The organism is Lysobacter sp. yr284, from assembly GCF_900107375.1.
GTDB lineage: Bacteria > Pseudomonadota > Gammaproteobacteria > Xanthomonadales > Xanthomonadaceae > Lysobacter.
Genome location: NZ_FNPT01000019.1, coordinates 76983 through 97982 on the forward strand (window position 1 = coordinate 76983; position 21000 = coordinate 97982).

The following is a 21000-nucleotide window of genomic DNA, read 5'->3' on the forward strand; positions in this document are numbered from 1 at the left end:
AGCCGCCGCCATGCCGCAGATCGAAGGTCCGTTCCAGGTCAAGTTGAGCCCGCAGCCGCTGCACGCCGCGGCCGAGGGCATGTTCGGGCGGATGGCGCTGGACAAGCGCTTCGAAGGCGCGCTTCAGGCCGACAGCCGCGGCGAGATGCTGGCGGCGACGACCGCGGTGCCCGGCTCGGCCGGCTATGTCGCGCTGGAGAAGGTCGACGGCGCGCTCGACGGCCGCCGCGGCAGTTTCCTGCTGCTGCACAGCGGGCTGATGAATCGCGGCCAGGCCGAACTGACGATCGTGGTGGTGCCGGATTCGGGCACCGGCGAACTGGAAGGGCTGAGCGGGCGGATGAAGATCGACATCCGCGAGGGTGGGGCGCACTTCTATCGTTTCGAGTATGCGTTGCCTGGAAAGGAATGAACGCGGCGGGCTGAGCGCAGAGCGTCGGGCCTGAAGGCCCTCCCACAACAGCCCGGTCCCGCCACAGCATTCCTGGTTCTTCCGCAGCGCCTGGTTCCAACACAACCGCCCGGTTCCCACACAGCAGCCTGGTCCCCCCAAAACAGCCCGGCCCTCATGCTTTTGTGGGAGGGCCTTCAGGCCCGACGCTTTCCTATCCGGTCGCGACACGCCCGCACCCACCAGCCCCAAGCGGCAAAGACGCCGCAGCCCTTCTCAAGCACCATCTGCGGGACGAACCGTCGCGGCCGCGCCAGCGTCGCCGCGAGCGATCCGTGAGATTTTGTGCGCCTTGCCCCGCCAGCCGGCCGCGCCGCCCGATTCGCCGCCGTCGCCACGGTCGCGGCGCTCCCCGCCGCACTCACCCGCCCGCCGCGCCGAGCGCGGCGTCGCCTGCCTGTGATCGCCCATGCGCCCCCACGTTTCGCTGCTGTCCCTGCTGTTCGCCGGCACCGCCCTGCATGCGGGCGCCGCTGCCGCGCAAGGCCGCGAGGCCTGCACCAACGGCCACACCCGGCTGCCGCCGACGGTCAACCTGCGCCTGGACAACGACCTGTTCGGCGGCCAGGACCAGGGCTACAGCAACGGCATCCAGCTGACCCTGGTCTCGCCGAACCTCGCCGACTACACCGACGATCCGTGCATCCCGCGGCTGGCGCGCTGGATCAACCGCCGCCTCGACGCGCTGCAGCCGCCGCAGGGCTACGAGCAGCGCAACATGATCGCGACGTTCTCGCAGGGCATCTTCACCCCCACCGACTACAATCGCCGCGACCTGATCCGCGACGACCGGCCCTACGCCGGCGCGCTGCTGGCCGGGCTGGGCTACAACGCGCGCACCGGCGACTACCTGCGCACCACCCAACTGCAGGTGGGCATCGTCGGCCCGTCGGCGCTGGGCAAGCAGGTGCAGAACGCGGTGCACCGCGCGCTCGGCGACGAGACCTTCAAGGGCTGGGACAACCAGCTGCACGACGAGCCGGTGTTCCGCATCGTGCACGAGCGCATGCGCCGGTTCGCGCCGAAGGACGCGCACGAGCGGCGCTGGGGCTGGGACGCGATCGGCCACTACGGCGGCAGCTTCGGCAATCTGGCCACCTACGCCAACGCCGGCATGGAAGTGCGCTTCGGCCTGCGCCTGCCGGACGATTTCGGCAGCACGCCGTTGCGTCCGGCCGGCGAGAACACCGCGCCGACCGAGCACTACAACACCGGCGACCGGCCGTTCGCCGCGCACCTGTTCCTGACCAGCGACGCGCGCTGGGTGCTGCGCGACATCACCCTGGACGGCAACACCTTCCGCAGCAGCCACAGCGTCGACAAGCGCCCGTTCGTGGCCGAGGTCGGTTACGGCGTGGCGCTGATGCGCGGGCGCTGGAAGTTCGCGCTGGCGCGTTACCACAGCACGCGCGAGTTCGAAGGGCAGAAGCAGACGCCGGTGTTCGGCAGTTTTACCGTGAGCCGGGCGTTCTGATCGGGCGGTCCCGGCCGACAGGAGAGCATCGGGCCTGAAGGCCCTCCCACAAAAGCAAAGCGGGGCGGCCCTGCTCTTGTGGGAGGGCCTTCAGGCCCGACGCTCTTGTATCCGCCGCGACCGAACGTCGATGCGCCTCTTCAGTACGCCGCCTTGCCCATCCGCGGCCACGCGCCGATGGTCGCCGCGCGCAGCAGCCATTCCACCGGCCCGTAGGCGAAGCGGCGCAGCCACGCACGGCTCAGCCACAGTTGCGCGGCGAACAGCGCCAGCGCGATCGCCAGCGCCGCCGCCGGCGAGACCCGGCCCATCCAGCCCAGGCCGTAGCCGGTGAACAGCAGCGCCATCGCCGCCGATTGCAGCAGGTAGTTCGACAGCGCCATGCGTCCGGCCGGCGCCAGCCGATCGGCGATGCGCGCGCCGCCGCGGGCGAACCACGGCAGCGCCAGCGCGGCGTAGGCCAGGCTCAGCAGCGGCGCGGTCAGCAGGCTCAGCGCCAGCACCCACAGCTGCACCGGCTCGGACGCCGGCCACGCCTCGATCGCGCCCAGCGCGAGCGCGGCCGGCAGGCCGACGGCGAAGCCGATCCGGCGCAGGCGTCGCAGCAGCGGCCGGTACTCGTCCAGGCGCGCGGCCAGGGTGCGGCGGCCGGCGGCGAGGCCGTAGAGGAACATCGCCAGCGCGCACGGCGCCTGCAACAACAGCAGGATCGGCCAGGTCGCGGCCAGTTCGCCGGCGCGCGCGGCGAGCACGTCGGCCGGCGCGCCGGTGAAGCCGCGCAGCAGCGCCTGCGCCTGCGCGGCCGCGTCGGCGGCCGGCGCGGGCTGCAGCCAGGCCAAAGCGCCGAGCGCGGCCCAGGCCAGCGCCGTGGCGACGATCAAGCCATGCGCGATGCGCAGCTGCGCGGTTTCGCCGGCGCGGCTCAGGCCCAGCAACAGCGCGCCCATCAACGCATAGGTGGTGAGGATGTCGCCGTGGAACAGCAGCGCCGCGTGCAGCGCGCCGAGCAGCCACAAGCCCAGCAGGCGCCGGCCCATGCGTGGCGCGAACGCCTGTCCGGCGCGCGCGGCCGCGCCCTGTTGCAGGCTGAAGCTGTAGCCGAACAGGAACGAGAACAGCAGGTAGAACTTCATTTCGAACAACGCCGCGACCAGCGCCTGCAGCAGGCGGTCGAACGGCGCGGCGAAGGCCGGGTCGGGCGCGCCCAGCCCCCACCACGGCGAAGCGAACACGCCGATGTTGACCACCGCGATGCCGAGCAGGGCCAGGCCGCGCAGGGCGTCGAGGTGTTCGATGCGCGCGGCGCGCGCAGCGGGAGCGGGAGCGTGCATGCGCGGGCCGCGATCGGAGGAGCGCGCATGCTGCGCTGCGCGCCGGGGCCCGGCATCGGGCCGGGGGCGGGCCGGATCCCGGACGTTTGGCGGATCAAATGCACGCGGAAACTGGAATACTAGCGATATGGACGAAACCGCCGCACGCCCGAGCCCGGCCGCACGCGCGCCGACGCGGCGCTGGTGGAGCGGGCTGTTCTGGAAATGCCTGCTGTCGATGCTGACCGCGTGCTGGATCAGCACCATCTTGTTGTCGCTGCTGGGCGTGTACATGCTGCGCCGGGAACTGCGCGAGGACATGGCGCCGCCGGCGCTGGAAACCTCGATGCGGCGCGAACTGGCCCAGCTCGGGCCGATGCCGGACCTGGCCGCGGTGTCGCCGGCGCAATGCCAGGCTTTGCTGCAGGGCCTGCTGGTGCGCGTGGTCGGCATGGACACGCCCAAGTGGATGTACTCGCACAGCTTCGCCGGCGGCGCCGCCGACGGCCGCATCGCGATCCGCTACCGCGACCGCCACGGCCGCGTGTGCCTGTATCCCGAGCGCCCCAGCGCGCCGCTGGCGCGCGCGCTGGAACAGGCCGGACAGGACGTCGCCGCCGACGGCATCGCCGCCGCGCGCACGCTCGACCGCGACGGCGACTGGGTCAGCGTCGCCGCGCTGCCGCTGGCCGGCGCGCCCGGCGCCAGCCTCGGCGTGGGTCAGCACGCCGCCGACACCACCGCCACGTTCCTGCGCATGAGCTCGGGCGAATCCGGCGACATGGTGTGGCTGGCGTTCTACCTGCTGGTGATCAGCGCGATGGCCTCGGTCGCGGTGGCGACGTTGCTGACCCGGCGCCTCGGCCATGCCGAACAGGTCGCCGATTCGTGGGCCGCCGGCGATCTCGACGCGCGCATCCACGACCGCGGCCGCGACGAATTCGGCGGCCTGGCGCATCGATTCGACCGCATGGCCGACGCGCTCGGCGAAGTGATCCAGGTGCGCCAGCAACTGGCGGTGTCGGAGGAACGCAACCGCCTGGCGCGCGACCTGCACGACACCGCCAAGCAGCGCAGTTTCGCCCTGGGCCTGCAGCTGAGCGTGCTCGACCATCTCAACGGCCGCGACGGCGAGGCCGGGCGCGACCCGCGCCAGGGCGCGCTGATCAAGGCCGCGCTCGGCCTCACCGGGCAGCTGCAGCGCGACCTCGCCGACGTGATCCAGCGCTTCACCGCGCCGACCGTGGCTGAGCAAGGCTTGCGCAAGGCGCTGGAAGACACCTTCTCGCACCTGCTCGGCGGCAGCGGCATCGAGTGGCGGCTGCTGCTGGACGGCGTCGCCGAGCGCGGCGTCGGCGCGCATCACCAGCACGCCGGCCAGTTGCTGCTGATCGCCACCGAGGCCGCATCGAACAGCCTGCGCCACAGCGGCGCGCGCCGGATCGAGGTGGTGCTCAACAGCGCCGGCGAACGCTACGGCTGGACCATCCAGGACGACGGCTGCGGCTTCGCGGTCAACCAACACGAAAGCACCGGCATGGGCCTGGGCAACATGCGCATGCGCGCGCGGACCCTGCCCGGCGGGCGCTTCCGCATCGCCAGTTCCGCCAGCGGCACGGTGGTGACCGTGTCCTTCACTCTGCCCGAGCCGCAAGGAGAATCCGCATGAGCACCTCGGTCCTGCTGGTCGACGACCACGAAGTGGTGCGCAAGGGCATCCGCAGCCTGTTGGCGCTGACCGACGATTTTGAAGTGGTCGGCGAGGCCGCCGGCGGCGCCGAGGCGATCGAGCGCGCGCGCGATCTGGCGCCGGATTTGATCGTGATCGACCTGATGATGCCCGACGTCGACGGCGTCGAGGCGATCCGCGCGATCAAGAAGCTGAGCCCGCGCAGCGCGATCGCGGTGCTGACCTCGACCGACCAGGACGACCTGGCGTTCGCCGCGATCGAGGCCGGCGCGCAGTCGCTGCTGTTCAAGAGCATGCTCGGCGACGAGCTGCTGGCGACGCTGCGGCGCATCGCCGCCGGCGAGGCGGTGATCCATCCCTTCGTCGCCCAGCGCATCCTCAAGGCGATGCGGCGCAAGCGCGAACCGCGCGAGGACCCCTTCGCCAGCCTGACCGAGCGCGAGCTCGACGTGCTGCGCAAGCTCGCCGAAGGCGGCAGCAACGCGCGCATCGCCGCCGCGCTCAACATCGGCGAGAAGACGGTCAAGTCGCACCTGGGCAACGTGCTGGCCAAGCTGCACCTGGCCGATCGCACCGAGGCGGTGGCCTTCGCCTGGCGGCGCGGGCTGATGTCGGGCGAACGCGACGACGACTGAGCCGCGCAGCGGCTTTTCCCCCTTGCGGGAGCGGCTCGCGCCGCGCCCGCCACCGATGCGAAACCCCGCGAACCCGCAGGCGTTCGCCTTTTCATGTGTCTTTGGTCATGCCCCTGCGCGCGGAACTGCGAGGTAGGGTAGCAGCGTTACGAAAGCGTTAGTGTTGATAGAGGCCGCCCTAGCGGCCCGTTTCGTCTGCGATGCCATCAGCGCATCCGCCATTGACCATGGCGTCCGCAAGGACGTCTTCTACATGACAGGGGTTCATCAAGAAGATGCAAGGCTCCAATCGCGCAATGACGCGCACCGTAGTTTCGTCGCACCGCTCCCTTTCCCGCTCCCTGCTGTGCCTGGCCATCGCCGGCGGCCTGCTGGCCGGCGCCGGTTCCGCCATGGCGCAAAGCGCCAACGGCCAGGTCGGCGATCCCGACAGCTGGCATAGCGAAGAATTCGACGCCGACTGGGGCCTGGCCGCGATCAACGCCCAGTACGCCTACGCCCGCGGCCTGACCGGCAAGGGCGTGCGCCTGGGCGTGTACGACAGCGGCACCGCGCTGGCGCATCCGGAGTTCGCCGGCAAGGACAACCGCGCCGTGATCATGGCCGAGCAGCTGGCCGACGGCAGCTTCTGCGCCAACACCAGCGTGCTGACCGGCGACAACGCCTGCTTCTACAGCCGCGGCGACCAGGCCCAGATCTCCTACACCGGCTTCAACGCCAACGTGCCGGAGAACATCCGCCGCATCATCATGGCCGGCCCGTACGTGCAGCCGGGCTGGGAGTTCAACACCCACGGCACCCACGTCGGCGGCACCGTCGCCGCCAACCGCGACGGCAACGGCACCCACGGCGTGGCCTTCGGCTCCGACCTCAGCGTCGCCAAGTGGTCGTTCAACGCGGTGCAGGAATGGCAGCGCACCGCCACCGGCTACAGCGTGGTGCGGGTCCCGCGCCCGAGCGCCGACGACGCCACCATCGCGCGCATGTACGCCGACATGAACGCGCAGGGCGTGCGCGCGCTCAACCACAGCTGGGGCCTGGCGACCGAGCCGGAGACCCTGGAAGACCTCGACGGCTACCTGTTCGAGCCGGAGAACGAGGCCTACTTCAACGTGTTCGGCGACGCCTCGCGCGCCAAGGGCATGCTGCAGGTCTGGGCCGCCGGCAACCACAACAAGGTCGTCACCCCCGAGACCGCGCCGCAGGCCGGCCTGTACGCGAGCCTGCCGCGCGCGTTCAAGGACCTGGAGCAGTACTGGCTGACCGTGGTCAGCGTGACCCCGGAGCTGACCCTCAGCGACTTCTCCATGCGCTGCGCGCAGGCCGCCAACTGGTGCGTGGCCGCGCCGGGCTCGGACATCACCTCGACCTACCTCGGCGGCGAGGATTCGCTCAAGGGCGGGCTGGTGACCAACCCGGACGGCTCGCTGTCGTTCGACATCACCGCCGGTACGCCCGCCTACGGCTACGGCGACCTCAGCGGCACCTCGATGGCGACCCCGCACGTCACCGGCGCGCTGGGCCTGCTGTTCGAGCGCTTCCCGTACATGACCGGCGCGCAGGTGCGCGACGTGCTGCTGACCACCGCCACCGACCTGGGCGCGGCCGGCGTCGACGAGGTCTACGGCTGGGGCCTGATCGACCTGAAGAAAGCCATCGACGGCCCGGGCCAGATCCGCGTCGATACCGACGTGGTGGTCGACCGCCTCGCCGGCGGCGCCAAGGTCTGGGAAGGCAAGGCCTGGGACGACTGGCGCAACGACATCGGCGGCACCGGCGTGCTGACCAAGTCCGGCATCGGCTGGCTGCGCCTGAGCGGCAGCAACAGCTTCGGCGGCCTGCACGTGCGCGAAGGCGTGCTGGAACTGACCGGCGCCAACACCTACGCCGCGCAGGTCGACGGCGGCACCCTGGTGGTCAACGGCACCCTGACCAGCGCGCAGTTGCCGGTGCGCGCCGGCGCCGGCCTCGGCGGCAGCGGCCGCATCGTCGGCAACGTGCGCGTGGAAGGCGCGGTGTCGCCGGGCAATTCGATCGGCACCCTGACCGTGCAGGGCGACTACGCCCAGGCGGCCGGTTCGACCTACGTCGCCGAACTCTCGGCCGGCGGCCAGTCCGACCGCATCGACGTGACCGGCAAGGCCACGCTGGAAGGCGGCACGCTGATGGTCCTGCACGCGCCGGGCCAGTACATGCTGGGCCAGAACTTCAACCTGATCAGCGCCGCCGGCGGGATCAGCGGCCAGTTCGCCGCGCTCGACCAGACCGCGTTCTCGCCGCTGCTGAAGTTCGGCCTGAGCTACGGCGCCAACTCGGTCGGGGTGGAAGTGACCCGCGGCCTGTCGCTGGCCGGCGCGGGCACCACGCCGAACCAGATCGCCGCCGGCGCCGCGGCCGACCGCCTCGGCGTGGGCCAGGGCATTCCGCAGCCGCTGACCCAGCTGTTCCCCGCGCAGGCCATCGCCGCGCTGGACACGCTCAGCGGCGAAGGCCACGCCAGCCTGCGTTCGATCGCCATCGACGACGCCCGCCACGTCCGCGACGCCGCGCTGGCGCGCGCGCGCAGCGGCCGCGCCGAGTTCGCCGCCGACGGCGAGGGCGCGTCCCAGGGCGCCTGGGCGGAGCTGCTGAAGTCCGGCGGCACCCTGTCCGGCGACGGCAACGCCGCGCGCAACGAGTACAGCGGCTCGGCCACCCTGGTCGGCTACGACTACCGTTTCGCCAACGGCTGGCGCCTGGGCGTGCTCGGCGGCAGCGGCCGCAGCGACAACGACAGCGACCGCCAGGACAAGGGCCGGGTCAAGAGCACCCAGCTCGGCGTCTACGGCGGCCAGAACTGGGGCCGCATCGCCCTCAGCGCCGGCTACGTGCACGCGCGCCAGGACCTCACCCTGGACCGCCGCATCGGCTTCAACGGCTTCGCCGACCGCACCCGCGCGTCGTACGACGGCCGCACCCAGCAGGCCTTCGTCGAAGGCGGCTACCGCTTCGGCGGCGACAGCTGGGGCCTGGAGCCGTACCTGCAGATCGCCAAGCTGCGGGCCAAGACCGACGCGTTCCAGGAAACCGGCGGCGCGGCCGCGCTGAGCGGCGCCAGCGCCGAGAGCAAGGTCGACCTGGCCACCCTGGGCGTGCGCTTCAACGTCGACCTCAAGGGCTCGCAGCAGGACCAGAGCTGGCTGAGCCTGCGCGGCGGCATCGGCCGTCGCCACGCCAGCGGCGACCTGACCCCGGTCACCCAGGTCGCGTGGCGCGGCGGCAGCGCGTTCGCCGTCGCCGGCGCTCCGCTGGCCGACGACTCGACCCTGGTCGAGGCCGGCGTGGCCGCGCGCCTGAGCGCCAACGGCCTGCTGGAGCTGAGCTACAGCGGCCAGTTCGCCAACGAGGGCAACGACCACGGCGTCAACGCGCGCTACTCGCTGCGGTTCTAAGCGATCGGCATCCGCCGGGGGATGCCCGAAGCCGCGACGGCGCTGCCGTCGCGGCTTTTTTGTTGCGCCGGCGCCGCGTTCCGGCCGCCGCGCGCACATCCGCGCGCGGGCCGGATCGGCGATCATGCGCATCCGGCGCCCACGCCTTGCCTTGCGGGAGATCGGGAATGATCGAATCGTCGTCGTTGCTGGCGTTCGCCGGCCTGGCCCTGGTGATGGTGCTGACCCCGGGGCCGAACATGGTCTACCTGATCTCGCGTTCGATCTGCCAGGGCCGCCGCGCCGGGTGGACGTCGCTGGCCGGGGTCGCGCTGGGCTTCGTGTTCTATCTGCTCGCTGCGGCGTTCGGCATCACCGCGCTGCTGTTCGCCGTGCCCTATGCCTACGACGCGCTGCGTTTCGGCGGCGCGCTGTACCTGCTGTGGCTGGCCTGGCAGGCGGTCAGGCCCGGCGGGCGCTCGCCGTTCGAAGTGCGCGAACTGGCGCCGGACAGCCCGCGCCGGTTGTTCGCGATGGGCCTGCTGACCAACCTGCTCAATCCCAAGGCGGCGGTGTTCTACCTGGCGCTGCTGCCGCAGTTCATCGATCCGGCGCGCAGCGTGCTGGCGCAGTCGCTGGCGCTCGGCGGCGTGCAGATCGGCATCAGCGTCGCGGTCAACGCGCTGATCGTGGCCGCCGCCGGCGGCATCGCCGCGTTCCTGGCCGGGCGCCCGCGCTGGATCGCGGCGCAGCGCTGGGTCATGGGCGGGGTGCTGTCGGCGCTGGCGCTGCGCATGGCGACCGACGCGCGGCGCTGAGGCCCGCGCCTGCGCGGCGGCCCGCCGCGCCTACGGCGCGCGCCCGGCGGCCTGGTCGCGCGCGCGCTGGATGATCGCCCGCACCTGGGCGCGGTCGCGGTGGCGCGAGATCGCCACCGCGCCCAGCGCCAGCGCGCGTTCGCGCATCCGCGCGGTGACGTCGTAGTGGCAGCCGCTGAGCTTGTTCTGGAACGACACCCGCGGCCTGCCCAGGCGCTGGGCGAACTCGTGCAGCTCCTCCAGCGTGTCGGCCATCAGGTGCGCCCAGCGTTCGCCGCGCCAGGGCCACACGGCGTCGTCGACATAGACGGTCATGGCGTTCTCCTGCAGGAAGGGCGGGACTTGCGCGGCATGGATATCCGGGGCGCGGCGGCGTCGCGGCGCGACAGGACGCGTGCAGTATCCGACAATCGGCCCCGGGCGAGCGACCGTGCGCGCCCGCCGGAGCCCGCATGCACCTGTCCTCGATCCACCACGTCGCGATCGTCTGCGCCGACTACGAACGCTCCCGGCGCTTCTACGTCGACGCGCTCGGCCTGCGCGTGGACGAATGCACCGGACGGCGCTTCGCCTTCTGCGCCGATCCGGACGGGCTGCCGATCGAGTTCTACGAGGGCTAGGGTCAGGCGCCGCGCTCCACCGCCAGCCCCTGCGCCCGCCACGCCTCGAAGCCTCCGGCCAGCGGCCGTACGCGCTTGAAGCCGCGCCGGCGCAGTTCGCGCGCCAGCGTCGCCGCGGAGGCTTCGCTGGGACAGTCGCAATAGACGATTACTTCCTCGCGCCGCTCCAGCGGGATGCCGCTGAGCGCGTCGTCGGCGAGGGTGGCGACGAAGATCGCGCCGGGAATCCAGCCCGAGGCGTCGCGCTGCTGGTGCGGGCGCACGTCCAGGATCGTCGGGTCGGAGCCGGCGTCGAGCAGCTGCCCCAATTCGGCCACCGAGATCCGCGCCATGCGCAGCTCGCGCAGGAACAAGCGGCGCTTGAGCAGCTTGTAGCCGATCCAGGCGGCGATCAGCGCGCCGAGCGCGATCAAGCCGTAACGGCCGAGAGTGTCGAGCCGCTCCAGCAATTGGTTGACCGCGCGATGGAAGACCGCGCCCAGCGCCACCGCCGCGCCGGCCCACAGCAGCGCGCCGAGGCCGTCGTAGAAGGCGAAGCGGCGCGGGCGGGTGCCGGTCTCGCCGGCCAGCACCGTGGCCACCGCGGCGAAGCCGGGCACGAACTTGGCGACCACCAGCGACGGCGCGCCCCAGCGCGCGTAGAGGCTGCGCGTGGCCAGCACGCACGAATCCGGCGACAGCGACAGCCGGCACATCAGCCGCAGCAGGCGCGCGCCGATGCGGCGGCCGCCGTAGTACCACGCGCTGTCGGCCAGCAGCGCCGCCAGCGCCGCGGCCAGCAGCACCGGCGGCAACGCCAGCCACAGGTTGGGTTCGTGGTCCACGGCCACCGCGCTGGCGACCACGATCGGCGGATACGCCGGCACCGGTAGCCCGCCCTGGTCGAGCAGCACGCAGACGAAGACCACGAGCAGGCCGTAGTTCTCGATCAGGTGCAGCAACGCGTCCATCCGGAGTCCTGGCAGCGGCCGGCGCGGCGAGGAGGGCGGCGCGGCGATGGCGTGCAGTCTCCGCGCGCGTGCGCGGCCGCGCAATCGCACCGGGGGTACGGATCGTTGCAGGCGCGACGCGGTTGCCGGCGCGCCGGCAACCGCGGGCCGCGGCCGACGACGGCCTCGGCGCACGGCGCGGACGCGGCGCGCGTTGCGCGACGGTGCGCGCGGGCATCACGCCGCGCTACCGACGGCCGGCCTACTGTCGGGCTCCGTACCGTGGCGGGTCGGCGACCCGCAGCCCGTGTCCGTGCGTCCGATGGAGCCGTCGATGCGTCTGGAAGGCAGCCAGGAAACCCTGCTGATCACCCTCTACGCCAAGGCGATGGACAACCGCGCCGTCCATCCGGTCCTGCACGACCGCCTCGCCGACGACCTGGTCCGCCGCATCGACTACGATTTCGAGCGCTTCGGCCTGGGGCCGCTGGACATCCGCGGCCTGGCGTTCCGCTCGCTGGCGATCGACCACTGGACGCGCGCGGCGCTGCAGGCGCGCGCCGACACCCTGGTGCTGCACCTGGCCTGCGGATTGGACTCGCGCATCTACCGGGTCGATCCGGCGCTGGACGTGGACTGGCTCGACATCGACTTCCCCGCGGTGATCCAGTTGCGCCGCGACCTGTTGCCGCAGCGGCTGGGCCTGTACCGCACCTTGGCGACCAACGTCATGGAGCCGGACTGGATCGGCCGGCTCGACCGCGACCGCCCGGTGCTGGTGATCGCCGAAGGCCTGTTTCCCTACCTCGACGAGTGGCGCGCGCGCGAACTGGTGCGGCGGCTGGTCGAGCATTTCCCGCAGGGCGGGCAGTTGCTGTGCGACGTCTACAACCGCCTGGCGCTGCGGCTGCTGCGCCACGCGCGGATGATCCGCGCCACCGACGCGCGCATCGGCGAATGGGGGAGCGAGGGCGCCAGCGGGCTGGAATCCTGGCACCCGCGGCTGCAACTGATCGACGAGGCGCGCTACACGCAGTTGGCGGAAATGGCCGCGCTGCCGTGGACCCAGCGCTGGGCGTTCGGCCTGTACGAACGCTCGCGCTGGCTGCGCGAGCTGGGCCGGGTGGTGCGCTACCGGTTCTGAGCGCGCGCGCGCCCGCTTGCGCAGCCTCGCGCGCCGGCCCTCACTCCGCCAACGCCGGATCGGGCTTGCGGAACGCGATCGCCAAGCGGTTCCAGGCGTTCATCGCGATCGCCGCGTAGGTCAACGCGACCAGATCCGAATCGGCGAACTGCTCGCGCACCCGCGCGTACACGGCATCGTCCACCGGCGCCTGGTCGCGCGGATCGCCGACGTGGGTGATCGCCTCGGCCCAGGCCAGCGCGGCGCGTTCGCGCTCGCTGAACGGCCCTTCCGGCCAGACCCGCAGCAGGTGCAGGCGGCGATGGCTCTCGCCGCGCTCCACCGCCTCGTCGGTGTGCGCGCGGATGCAGTAGGCGCAGCCGTTGATCTGCGAGACGCGGACGTTGACCAGGTCGATCAGCGACGGCTCCAGGCCGCTGTGTTCGATGTACTTGCGCAGGCCCAGCAGGGCCTGGGTGCCGCGCGGGTCGACCTTGTTGTAATCCAGGCGGGCGGACATGAGCGGATTCCTCGGACGTTGCGTCGTGCGACGCGGTGGACGCAGGCTAGGCTGTTCAGTGCTGAAATACATTTCCCCACGGATGCAATCCGGGTTTGCACGAATGAACAAGCGCCCCAACCCCGCCGACCTCCCCGCGCCGCTGTCCTGGGACGACTATCGTTTCCTGCTCGCGGTCGGCCGCGCCGGCTCGCTCAACGGCGCGGCCAAGCGCCTGGGCGTCAGCCACCCGACCGTGTTCCGCCGCATCAACGCGATCGAGCGCGCGCTCGGCGTGCGCCTGTTCGAGCGCGCGCGCGAAGGCTACGCGCCCACGCCCAACGGCGAGGAGGCCATCGCCGCGGCGGCGCAGATCGAGGAACGCATCGCCGCGACCGAGCGCCGCCTGGCCGGCCTGGATGCGCGCCCGACCGGCACGGTCCGCCTGGCCACGGTCGAGCCGCTGCTGCACGGCGTGCTGCCGCCGTTGCTGGCGCGGTTCCGCCGCGCGCATCCGGGGATCGTCGTGCAGGTGACCGCCGACAACCTCACCCAGGACCTGTCGCGGCACGAGGCCGACCTCGCCCTGCGTCCCGGCGGCGAGCCGCCGGAGGGCCTGGTCGGGCGCAAGCTCGCGCGCCTGGCCAGCGCCGTCTACCGGCCGCGCGCGCTGCGCCTGCCGCGCGGCGCCGGGCCGCAGGACCTGGACGGCTACGATTGGCTGGTGCCCGGCGGCAACCTCGCCCACATCGCCATGGCCCAGTGGCTGCGGCGGATGCAGTACGACCGCCGCGCCGTGTTCAGCGCCAACAGCCTGCTCGGGCTGCGCGAGGCCGCGGTCGCCGGCCTCGGCCTGACGGTGCTGCCGTGCTACCTCGGCGACGGCGAGCGCGGGCTGGTCCGGGTCGGCGACCCGGTCGAGGCGATGGGCGCCGACCTGTGGCTGCTGCAGCACCCCGACCTGCGCCGGACCGAGCGCGTGCGCGCGCTGGCCGATGCCCTGCGCGAGGGCGTGCGCGCGCTGCAGCCGGACCTGTCCGGTCGGACAGGTCCGATCGGGTAGGTCCGACCCGGCCAAGCCCGGCCCGGATCGCCTAGCGCGGCCCCGGGGCGGCGACCGTGAAGCAGGTCCACATGAGCAAACGCCATCGCAAGTCCACCGCTGCGTTTGCAAGCTGTGATGCATGACACGTCGGATTAGGAAAATTCCTACACGCTGTAGAGCACTCCGACGACAGTTTCTATTGCGCGCAACAAGCATCTTTTGAATCGCTCGACGGCACTACCGAGTCACAGATCCGCCAGGAAGCGGACATCCCCCAGACCGGGCCGGCTGAACTTTTCAACAAGGATGACCCATGTTTCGCGTGGAACTGAAGCAACGCGACGGCAGCGACGACAGAGCGCTGACCGCAGCGGTGGCGGAAATCGAGCAGGAGTACCGCAGCGCCGAAGCGGCGCTGAAGTCCGTGCTGCCCTCGGCCCGGAAGTACGCGCTCCAGGCCGGTAAGGGCTTGTGGCTGCGCGTCTTCTACAACGGCGATGCGCAGCCCGTGTTTGGCACGCTGGTTCCCTAGGGCCGGCGTGCGGTTTGCGCCGCCCGGCCGACAGGGAGTCTGGCCGGGCGGCGCGGGCCTCCGCCGCCACGCTCGCTCATCGAACCTCTTCCGCCCGCGCCGCCCGGCTCATGCCAGGGCGGGCAGCCGGCTTGAGTCATAGGTCGCGGTCGCATCCCCAGGTCGACCCCGACCCTCCCCAGCGGCCGCGGCCTATGACTCAAGCCGGTTTTCATGCGTCCGCGCCCGCCGCCGGGGCTGTGCGAGTCACGGCTGCAACACGGTGCCGGGGGGGCGCGGTCGCGGCTTGCGCCGCTCCTGCAGGGCGGTGGCGAATCCGCGTCGTGGTTGGGCGGGGTTGGGGTCGGGACGTATCGCGCGAAGGCCTGGCGCCCCTTGTCGGAGCGGCGCGAGCCGCGGCCGCGAAACTGCGCTTGCGCCGCAGCTCGGGTTCCGCAATCGCGATTCGCCGGCGGTAAAGACAGCTGCGTCGCGAGCGCTCAGGCCGGGTCCAGCCAGCCGCGGGCGATCGCGGCCTCGACGTCGTCGGCCGTGTCCAGGTCCAGCTCCAGTTCGGGCGCGCGCAGGCGCCACACGGCAGCGGCAGGCGCCTGCGCCAGGGCCGCGCCGAAGCCGCGGTCGCCGTGCAGGGCGGTGGCTTCGCGCCACAGTTCGGCCGAGATCAGCGCCGGTACGCCGAGCGCGCCGGCGTGTTCGGTCGCGGCGCAGCCGGCCGCGGCGGCGCCGTCGCGCAGGGCGTGCAGGTGCGCCAGTTCCAGCGCCGGTTGGTCGCAGGCCAGCACCAGCACCGCGCCGTCGAAGCCGGCCAGCGCGCGCGCGCCGGCGGTGAGGCTGGTGGCCATGCCGTCCTGCCAGTCGGGATTGAACGCGCGCTCCACCGCCAGGCCGTCGAGTTCGCCGCCCAGGCGCTCGGCGCGCGCGCCCAGCACCACCACGGTGCGCGCCGCGCCGCTGGCCAGCGCCAGCCGCGCGCCGCGCCGCAGCAGGCTTTCGCCGTCGCGGCGCAGCAGTTGCTTGGGCCGGCCGAGGCGGCGGCTGGCGCCGGCGGCGAGCAACACGGCGGCGAACTGCATCGCTCAGTCCGCGCCGTGGCGGTGGCGTTGCAGTTGCGCGGCCACGCTCAGCGCGATCGCCTCCGGCCCTTCGCCGCCCAGCGGCAGGCCGATCGGCGAATGCAGGCGCGCCGCGAGCGAGCCGCGCGCCGCCGCCGGCAGCACCCGGAACAGGTCGTCGCGACGGCGCTGCGGGCCGAGCAGGCCGATGAAGCCGATGCCCTGGCCGCCGTCGCCGCCGAGGTGTTCCAGCGCCTCGCGGTCGAGTTCGAAATGGTGGTGCATGACCAGCGCGGCGTCGTGCGTGCGCGCGGTCGCCAGCGCCTGCGCGGGACTGCGGGCGACGGCGTGGTCGGCCAGCGCCGCCAGCGCGGCCCAGCGCGGGCGGCGTTCGACCAGGGTGGTCATCCAGCCCAGCGTGCGCAGCAGCGGCAACAGCGCCGGGGTCTCCGGGCCGGCGCCGAGCACCAGCACCGACGGCGGCGCGGCGATCTCCAGGCGCCAGCGGCCGGGCTCGGCGGGTTCCGGCGCGGGCGGCCACGGCAGCGATGCCGCCGGCACGGTCCAGCGCTGGCGTTCGTCGCCGACCGCCGCGACCAGCGCGCCGCCCGCCTGCAGGTCCAGGCGCAGGTCGCCATGGCCGCGGCGCCATTCGTCCACCAGCGCCGGCCAGTCGCGCAGCGCCGCCAGCGGCAGCAGGGCCAGGCGCAGGCGGCCGCGGCAGCCCTGCGCGGAACCGGCGAACAGGTCCTCGTCGCTGCGGGTGTCGATGTCCATCCATTCGATGCCGCCGGCGGCGGCGGCCTCGGCGGCGCGTTGCTCGATCTCCGGCTCGATGCAGCCGCCGCTGAGCCAGCCGACCTGGCCCTCGCGCGCGCCGAACAGCGCCATCGCGCCGGCGCGCACATAGGTCGAGCCTTCGGTCTCCAGCACCAGCGCCAGCGCCGCCGGGTCGCCGCGCGCGGCTGCGGCGGCGCTGGCTTCGAGCACGGCGCGCACGCCGCCGGGCGCGCTGCGGGGGGGAGAACCGGGTTCCGGCGAATCGGCCATGCAAGGCGACCGTGGACGGGGTGGGACGAGTCTAGAACGACTGCGGCGGCGCGGCATGCCGCCGCCGCGACGGCGTGCCCGCGGCGGCGCGCGGGCGGCAGTTCCAGGCAAGCCGCGACGACGCCCGCACCGGCGCCGGAAGGCCGGGATGCAGGGGTTTTTCGCACGACGCCGCCACCGAAGCCGATCCGGCCGGCACGCATCGCGTGCCCGCATGCAGTCCTGGGCAAGTTTGGGCCGGATCGCGCAGTCGCGACGCCCGTCATGCATCGCCGCAACGGCGCCGCGGCGCGCTGGCATCGGCGGCGAAGCCGGGTGTAGGCTCGAACGACCCCAGCCGCCGCGAGGGACACCGATGAAGCTCAACGTCAACGGCATCGACCACGACGTCGACGCGCCGCCGGACATGCCGCTGTTGTGGGTGCTGCGCGACCTGCTGCACCTGACCGGGACCAAGTTCGGCTGCGGCATCGCCCAATGCGGCGCCTGCACCGTGCACGTCGACGGCGCCCCGCGCCGCGCCTGCGTGACGCCGGTGGCGACGATGCAAGGACGCCGCGTCGTCACCATCGAGGGTCTCGGCCGCGACGGCCCGCATCCGGTGCAGCGCGCCTGGGCCGAGATCGACGTGGTCCAGTGCGGCTACTGCCAGTCCGGCCAGATCATGTCCGCGGCCGCGCTGTTGAGCAAAATCCCGCGACCCACCGACACCGACATCGACCAGGCGCTGTCCGGCAACATCTGCCGCTGCGGCACCTACCCGCGCATCCGCGCGGCGGTGCACCGCGCCGCGCAGATCGCCGGCGGCGGCACGACGGCGTTCGAGCCGCCGGCCGCGCAGGCCGAGGTGCCGCTGCCGTTGCCGTTGCCGGTGCTGGGCAACGTCGAACCCGCCTGATTCCCGTTCCGCGGCCGCGGCCCGCGCCGCCGCCGCATGCGTCTGCAAGGAGGTGGCTGTGAACACCCTCGACGCGCCCTCGCGGCGCCGGTTCCTCAAGAGCGGGGCGACGATCGGCGGCGGCCTGGTGGTCGGCTTCCTGGTGCCCGGCGCCAAGCGTTTCGCCCAGGCCGCGCCGGCCGCGGCCGCCGCGCTGTCCGCCGGCTTCGCACCCAACGCCTTCCTGCGCATCGCCGACGACGACACCGTCACCGTGCTGCTGTCGCATTCGGAAATGGGCCAGGGCATCTGGACCGGGCTGGCGATGCTGATCGCCGAGGAACTCGACGCGGACTGGTCGAAGATCAGGGTCGAGCACGCGCCGGCCGCGCCGGCGTACGCGCACACCTCTTTCGGCATGCAGATGACCGGCGGCTCGACCAGCACCTGGAGCGAGTTCGAGCGGTACCGCATGGCCGGCGCCACGGCGCGCGCGCTGTTGCTGGCGGCCGCGTCCACGCGGCTGGGCGTGCCGGCGCAACGGCTGCGCACCGACAACGGCGCGGTGATCGCCGACGGGCGCCGCCTGCGCTACGGCGAACTCGCCGCCGCCGCCGCCGCGCTGCCGGCGCCGGCGACGCCGCCGACGCTGAAGGACGCCAAGGACTGGAAGCTGATCGGCAAGCCGACCCGGCGCCTGGACGGCCCGGAGAAGATCGACGGCCGCGCCAAGTTCGGCATGGACGTGCAGTTCGACGGCTTGCTGACCGCGATGGTCGCGCGCGCGCCGGTGTTCGGCGGCACGGTGAAATCGTTCGACGACCGCGCCGCGCGCAAGGTGCCGGGCGTGCGCGACGTGGTCCAGGTGCCCAGCGGCGTGGCCGTGGTCGCCGATCACTACTGGGCCGCCAAGCAGGGCCGCGACGCGTTGACGATCGACTGGGCCCCCGGCCCGCACGCGGCCGCGTTGGACGATGCCAGGCTGCGCGCCGAATTCGCGCGCCTGGCCGCGGCCGGCGGCGGCGCGGTCGCGAGCCGGGCCGGCGACGCCGACGCCGCGCTGAAGCGCGCGGCCAAGGTGATCGAGGCCGAGTACCACGTGCCGTACCTCGCCCATGCGCCGATGGAACCGCTCAACTGCACGGTCCGGATCGGCGCGGACCGCTGCGAGATCTGGACCGGCACCCAGTTCCAGACCCTGGACCAGGGCATGGCCGCCAAGATCACCGGGCTCAAGCCCGAGCAGGTGCAGATCCACACCACCTTCCTTGGCGGCGGCTTCGGCCGGCGCGCGACGCCGACCTCGGACTTCGTCGCCGAAGCGGTGCACGTGGCCAAGGCCGCGGGCAAGCCGGTCAAGACGGTGTGGTCGCGCGAGGACGACGTGCGCGGCGGCTACTACCGGCCGATGTACCTGCAGCGCGCGCGCATCGGCCTGGACGAACGCGGCCGGCCGGTGGCGTGGACGCAGACGCTGGTGGGGCAGTCGATCATGGCCGGCACGCCGATGGAGCCGATGATGGTCAAGAACGGCGTCGACGCGACCTCGGTCGAGGGCGTGGCCGATTCGCCGTACATCAAGGGCGTCGAGGATCACCGGGTCGAACTGCATTCGCCCAAGACCGGCATCCCGGTGCTGTGGTGGCGCTCGGTCGGGCACAGCTACAACGGCTTCGTCATGGAGAGCCTGATCGACGAAGCCGCGCACGCGGCCGGTCAGGACCCGGTCGCGTACCGGCGCGCGCTGCTGGACGAACACCCGCGCCATCTGGCGGCGCTGAACCTGGCGGCGGAAAAAGCCGGCTGGGGTTCGACACTGCCCGCCGGCCGCGCGCGCGGCGTGGCCGTGCACGAGTCCTTCGGCAGCTACATCGCCCAGGTCGCCGAGGTCTCGCTGGAGGACGCGCCAGGCGGCAAGCGCATCCGCGTGCACCGTTTCGTCTGCGCGATCGACTGCGGCCTGGCGGTCAATCCCGACGGCGTGCGCGCGCAGATGGAATCGGGCATCAACTTCGGCCTGGGCGCGGCGCTGTACAGCGAGCTGACCTTCCGCGACGGGCGCGTGCGCCAATCCAACTTCCACGATTACCGAGTGCTGCGCATGGACGAGGCGCCGGCGATCGAGGTGCATATCGTGGCGAGCGCGGAAAAGATGGGCGGTGCGGGCGAACCCGGCACCGCGCCGGTGGCGGCGGCGGTGGCCAACGCGGTGTTCGCGCTGGGCGGCCCGCGCCTGCGCGAACTGCCTTTGCGGGTGCCGGCCTGATCCGGCCGGCCTGAGGAGAATCGACGATGCGCGCAACGCCCTTGATCCTGACCGCGCTGGCCCTGGCGCCGCTGCTGGCGGTGTTCGGCGCCGGCTCCAAGCCCGCGCCCGCCGGCGACGCGCGCGCGGTGGCCGCCTTCGCCACGGTGCAGAAGGTGTTCCAGCACCCGCGCTGCCAGAACTGCCACATCCCCGGCGACCAGCCGCTGCAGTTCGACGACGGCCGCCCGCACGCGCAGGGCGTGGTGCGCGGCCCCGACGGCAAGGGCGCGGCCGGCCTGCCGTGCTCGACCTGCCACGGCGAAGCCAACCTGCCGGCCAGCTACGGCGCCGGCGCGCCGCCGGGCGCGCCGCATTGGCAGCTGCCGCCGCCGCAGCACAAGATGGCCTGGATCGGCCTGCCCGCGCCGCAGCTGTGCGCGATGATCAAGGACCGGGAACGCAACGGCGGGCGCGATTTCGCCGCGTTGGTCAAGCACGTCAGCGAAGACAAGCTGGTGCTGTGGGGCTGGGCCCCGGGCGGCGCGCGCGCGCCGGTGCCGGTGCCGCACGATCGGTTCGTGGAGGCGTTCAAGACCTGGGCCGATGCGGGCGGGCCTTGTCCGAAGGGATGAGCCGCTGGGCGGCGTCGCGATGCAGCTGTAGGAGCGGCGCAAGCCGCGACCGCGAAACCTCGCTTGCGTCGTAAGCGCGATGTCGCGGTCGCGGCTTGCGCCGCTCCTACAGGGGCTTCGGTCGGTTTCGTGTCCGCGGCTGCAGTATCGCGCAAGCCGCGGCCGTACTAGCGCAACCACGCCATACCTGCGCACCGTCATTCCGGCGAAAGCCGGAATCCATTTTGCCGTTTGCTTTTGCTGTTGCCGTTGCCGTTCGCCCGGACGCAACCCCACGCGAAGGACACGCTCCGCAGCCCCGGAGGGCGTGCGCATGGATGCGCACGCGCGCCATGGGGCAGGATGCCCCTTATGGCGCGGCCCCGCGCCTGGTGCTGGACCTAGTGGCTCTTGATTCGAAACAGCAATGCCTTTTCTTTGGTTACTTTCTTTGTGGCTTTGGACAAAGAAAGTGACCCGGCCGCTTGCGGACGGAAGCTTTGGATGCTCGCTTGTCGTCACTCGCTGCTGCGATAAAGGCCGAACCCACCGCGGCACGCCCCCTGTAGGAGCGGCGCAAGCCGCGACCGTGCCATCGCGGCGATTGCGAAGGTTTCGTCGTAGTT

The 21000-nt window shown here is 72.5% G+C and carries 18 protein-coding genes and 1 pseudogene; 13 read left to right on the plus strand and 6 right to left on the minus strand.

The window, feature by feature from the left end; all coding sequences use genetic code 11:
* Nucleotides 1-10: 10 nt before the first annotated feature.
* Nucleotides 11-412 carry a DUF3224 domain-containing protein gene (locus BLV01_RS20735; protein WP_091804559.1) on the plus strand — a complete coding sequence of 134 codons (402 nt, stop codon included), beginning with the start codon at nt 11-13 and terminating at the stop codon, nt 410-412.
* 448 nt (nt 413-860) lie between these two features.
* Nucleotides 861-1925, plus strand: coding sequence for a lipid A deacylase LpxR family protein (locus BLV01_RS20740; protein ID WP_091804562.1), 1065 nt, complete (start codon nt 861-863; stop codon nt 1923-1925).
* 140 nt (nt 1926-2065) lie between these two features.
* Here the strand turns inward: BLV01_RS20740 and BLV01_RS20745 are convergent, their stop codons facing one another.
* Nucleotides 2066-3256, minus strand: a complete 1191-nt coding sequence (locus tag BLV01_RS20745; RefSeq protein WP_091804565.1) for a DUF418 domain-containing protein — start codon at nt 3254-3256, stop codon at nt 2066-2068.
* A gap of 127 nt (nt 3257-3383) precedes the next feature.
* On the opposite strand from BLV01_RS20745, the gene BLV01_RS20750 reads away from it, so the two are divergent.
* From BLV01_RS20750 to BLV01_RS20765, 4 genes are all read left to right on the plus strand, one after another.
* On the plus strand, nt 3384-4904 hold the full coding sequence (locus BLV01_RS20750) for a sensor histidine kinase (RefSeq protein ID WP_175486154.1): 1521 nt from the start codon (nt 3384-3386) through the stop codon (nt 4902-4904).
* Nucleotides 4901-5560, plus strand: coding sequence for a response regulator (locus BLV01_RS20755; protein WP_091804571.1), 660 nt, complete (start codon nt 4901-4903; stop codon nt 5558-5560). The genes BLV01_RS20750 and BLV01_RS20755 overlap by 4 nt, the downstream gene beginning before the upstream one ends.
* A 296-nt stretch (nt 5561-5856) precedes the next feature.
* Entirely contained in the window at nt 5857-8991 is a 3135-nt protein-coding gene (locus BLV01_RS20760; protein ID WP_091804574.1) for a S8 family serine peptidase, read from the plus strand.
* A gap of 167 nt (nt 8992-9158) precedes the next feature.
* Entirely contained in the window at nt 9159-9788 is a 630-nt protein-coding gene (locus tag BLV01_RS20765) for a LysE family translocator (protein WP_091804577.1), read from the plus strand.
* A 30-nt stretch (nt 9789-9818) separates the two neighbouring features.
* Here BLV01_RS20765 and BLV01_RS20770 read toward each other — a convergent pair whose 3' ends face one another.
* Nucleotides 9819-10103, minus strand: coding sequence for a DUF4031 domain-containing protein (locus tag BLV01_RS20770; RefSeq protein ID WP_091804580.1), 285 nt, complete (start codon nt 10101-10103; stop codon nt 9819-9821).
* 137 nt (nt 10104-10240) lie between these two features.
* Between BLV01_RS20770 and BLV01_RS20775 the strand changes: the two genes are divergently transcribed.
* Nucleotides 10241-10408 carry a VOC family protein gene (locus BLV01_RS20775; protein ID WP_091804584.1) on the plus strand — a complete coding sequence of 56 codons (168 nt, stop codon included), beginning with the start codon at nt 10241-10243 and terminating at the stop codon, nt 10406-10408.
* A 2-nt stretch (nt 10409-10410) separates the two neighbouring features.
* Here the strand turns inward: BLV01_RS20775 and BLV01_RS20780 are convergent, their stop codons facing one another.
* Nucleotides 10411-11358 carry a DedA family protein/thiosulfate sulfurtransferase GlpE gene (locus tag BLV01_RS20780; protein ID WP_091804587.1) on the minus strand — a complete coding sequence of 316 codons (948 nt, stop codon included), beginning with the start codon at nt 11356-11358 and terminating at the stop codon, nt 10411-10413.
* 313 nt (nt 11359-11671) lie between these two features.
* On the opposite strand from BLV01_RS20780, the gene BLV01_RS20785 reads away from it, so the two are divergent.
* Nucleotides 11672-12481: a class I SAM-dependent methyltransferase gene (locus BLV01_RS20785; protein ID WP_175486156.1), complete on the plus strand. Its 810-nt coding sequence runs from the start codon at nt 11672-11674 to the stop codon at nt 12479-12481.
* A 40-nt stretch (nt 12482-12521) separates the two neighbouring features.
* Here BLV01_RS20785 and BLV01_RS20790 read toward each other — a convergent pair whose 3' ends face one another.
* Nucleotides 12522-12980 carry a carboxymuconolactone decarboxylase family protein gene (locus tag BLV01_RS20790; RefSeq protein ID WP_091804593.1) on the minus strand — a complete coding sequence of 153 codons (459 nt, stop codon included), beginning with the start codon at nt 12978-12980 and terminating at the stop codon, nt 12522-12524.
* 103 nt (nt 12981-13083) lie between these two features.
* Here BLV01_RS20790 and BLV01_RS20795 point away from each other — a divergent pair, with 103 nt between their 5' ends.
* The gene (locus BLV01_RS20795; RefSeq protein WP_091804596.1) at nt 13084-14022 is read left to right on the plus strand and encodes a LysR family transcriptional regulator; all 939 of its coding nucleotides are present in this window, start codon (nt 13084-13086) and stop codon (nt 14020-14022) included.
* A gap of 295 nt (nt 14023-14317) precedes the next feature.
* Complete coding sequence (locus BLV01_RS20800) at nt 14318-14536, plus strand: hypothetical protein (RefSeq protein WP_091804600.1); 219 nt, start codon at nt 14318-14320, stop codon at nt 14534-14536.
* Nucleotides 14537-15015: 479 nt separating this feature from the next.
* On the opposite strand, the gene BLV01_RS20805 is transcribed toward BLV01_RS20800, so the two are convergent.
* Both BLV01_RS20805 and BLV01_RS20810 read right to left on the minus strand, forming a co-directional pair.
* Nucleotides 15016-15609, minus strand: a complete 594-nt coding sequence (locus BLV01_RS20805; RefSeq protein ID WP_091804603.1) for a nucleotidyltransferase family protein — start codon at nt 15607-15609, stop codon at nt 15016-15018.
* A gap of 3 nt (nt 15610-15612) precedes the next feature.
* Entirely contained in the window at nt 15613-16638 is a 1026-nt protein-coding gene (locus tag BLV01_RS20810) for an XdhC family protein (protein WP_091804608.1), read from the minus strand.
* Nucleotides 16639-16993: 355 nt separating this feature from the next.
* On the opposite strand from BLV01_RS20810, the pseudogene BLV01_RS20815 reads away from it, so the two are divergent.
* The 3 genes and pseudogenes from BLV01_RS20815 to BLV01_RS20825 form a co-directional block, all read left to right on the plus strand.
* Nucleotides 16994-17437, plus strand: a pseudogene (locus tag BLV01_RS20815) ((2Fe-2S)-binding protein); the annotation flags it as partial.
* 157 nt (nt 17438-17594) lie between these two features.
* Complete coding sequence (locus BLV01_RS20820; RefSeq protein WP_091804613.1) at nt 17595-19781, plus strand: xanthine dehydrogenase family protein molybdopterin-binding subunit; 2187 nt, start codon at nt 17595-17597, stop codon at nt 19779-19781.
* 26 nt (nt 19782-19807) lie between these two features.
* Nucleotides 19808-20395: a hypothetical protein gene (locus tag BLV01_RS20825; protein WP_091804616.1), complete on the plus strand. Its 588-nt coding sequence runs from the start codon at nt 19808-19810 to the stop codon at nt 20393-20395.
* Nucleotides 20396-21000 lie beyond the last annotated feature (605 nt).

Bases quoted from the DNA above. Each gene is read 5' to 3' on its own strand.
- BLV01_RS20750 (WP_175486154.1), top strand. From the start codon at position 3,384: ATGGACGAAACCGCCGCACGCCCGAGCCCGGCCGCACGCGCGCCGACG.
- BLV01_RS20740 (WP_091804562.1), top strand. From the start codon at position 861: ATGCGCCCCCACGTTTCGCTGCTGTCCCTGCTGTTCGCCGGCACCGCC.
- BLV01_RS20760 (WP_091804574.1), top strand. From the start codon at position 5,857: ATGACGCGCACCGTAGTTTCGTCGCACCGCTCCCTTTCCCGCTCCCTG.
- BLV01_RS20810 (WP_091804608.1), bottom strand. From the start codon at position 16,638: ATGGCCGATTCGCCGGAACCCGGTTCTCCCCCCCGCAGCGCGCCCGGC.
- BLV01_RS20755 (WP_091804571.1), top strand. From the start codon at position 4,901: ATGAGCACCTCGGTCCTGCTGGTCGACGACCACGAAGTGGTGCGCAAG.
- BLV01_RS20805 (WP_091804603.1), bottom strand. From the start codon at position 15,609: ATGCAGTTCGCCGCCGTGTTGCTCGCCGCCGGCGCCAGCCGCCGCCTC.
- BLV01_RS20770 (WP_091804580.1), bottom strand. From the start codon at position 10,103: ATGACCGTCTATGTCGACGACGCCGTGTGGCCCTGGCGCGGCGAACGC.
- BLV01_RS20775 (WP_091804584.1), top strand. From the start codon at position 10,241: ATGCACCTGTCCTCGATCCACCACGTCGCGATCGTCTGCGCCGACTAC.
- BLV01_RS20795 (WP_091804596.1), top strand. From the start codon at position 13,084: ATGAACAAGCGCCCCAACCCCGCCGACCTCCCCGCGCCGCTGTCCTGG.
- BLV01_RS20765 (WP_091804577.1), top strand. From the start codon at position 9,159: ATGATCGAATCGTCGTCGTTGCTGGCGTTCGCCGGCCTGGCCCTGGTG.
- BLV01_RS20785 (WP_175486156.1), top strand. From the start codon at position 11,672: ATGCGTCTGGAAGGCAGCCAGGAAACCCTGCTGATCACCCTCTACGCC.
- BLV01_RS20735 (WP_091804559.1), top strand. From the start codon at position 11: ATGCCGCAGATCGAAGGTCCGTTCCAGGTCAAGTTGAGCCCGCAGCCG.
- BLV01_RS20745 (WP_091804565.1), bottom strand. From the start codon at position 3,256: ATGCACGCTCCCGCTCCCGCTGCGCGCGCCGCGCGCATCGAACACCTC.
- BLV01_RS20780 (WP_091804587.1), bottom strand. From the start codon at position 11,358: ATGGACGCGTTGCTGCACCTGATCGAGAACTACGGCCTGCTCGTGGTC.
- BLV01_RS20790 (WP_091804593.1), bottom strand. From the start codon at position 12,980: ATGTCCGCCCGCCTGGATTACAACAAGGTCGACCCGCGCGGCACCCAG.
- BLV01_RS20800 (WP_091804600.1), top strand. From the start codon at position 14,318: ATGTTTCGCGTGGAACTGAAGCAACGCGACGGCAGCGACGACAGAGCG.
- BLV01_RS20825 (WP_091804616.1), top strand. From the start codon at position 19,808: ATGCGCGCAACGCCCTTGATCCTGACCGCGCTGGCCCTGGCGCCGCTG.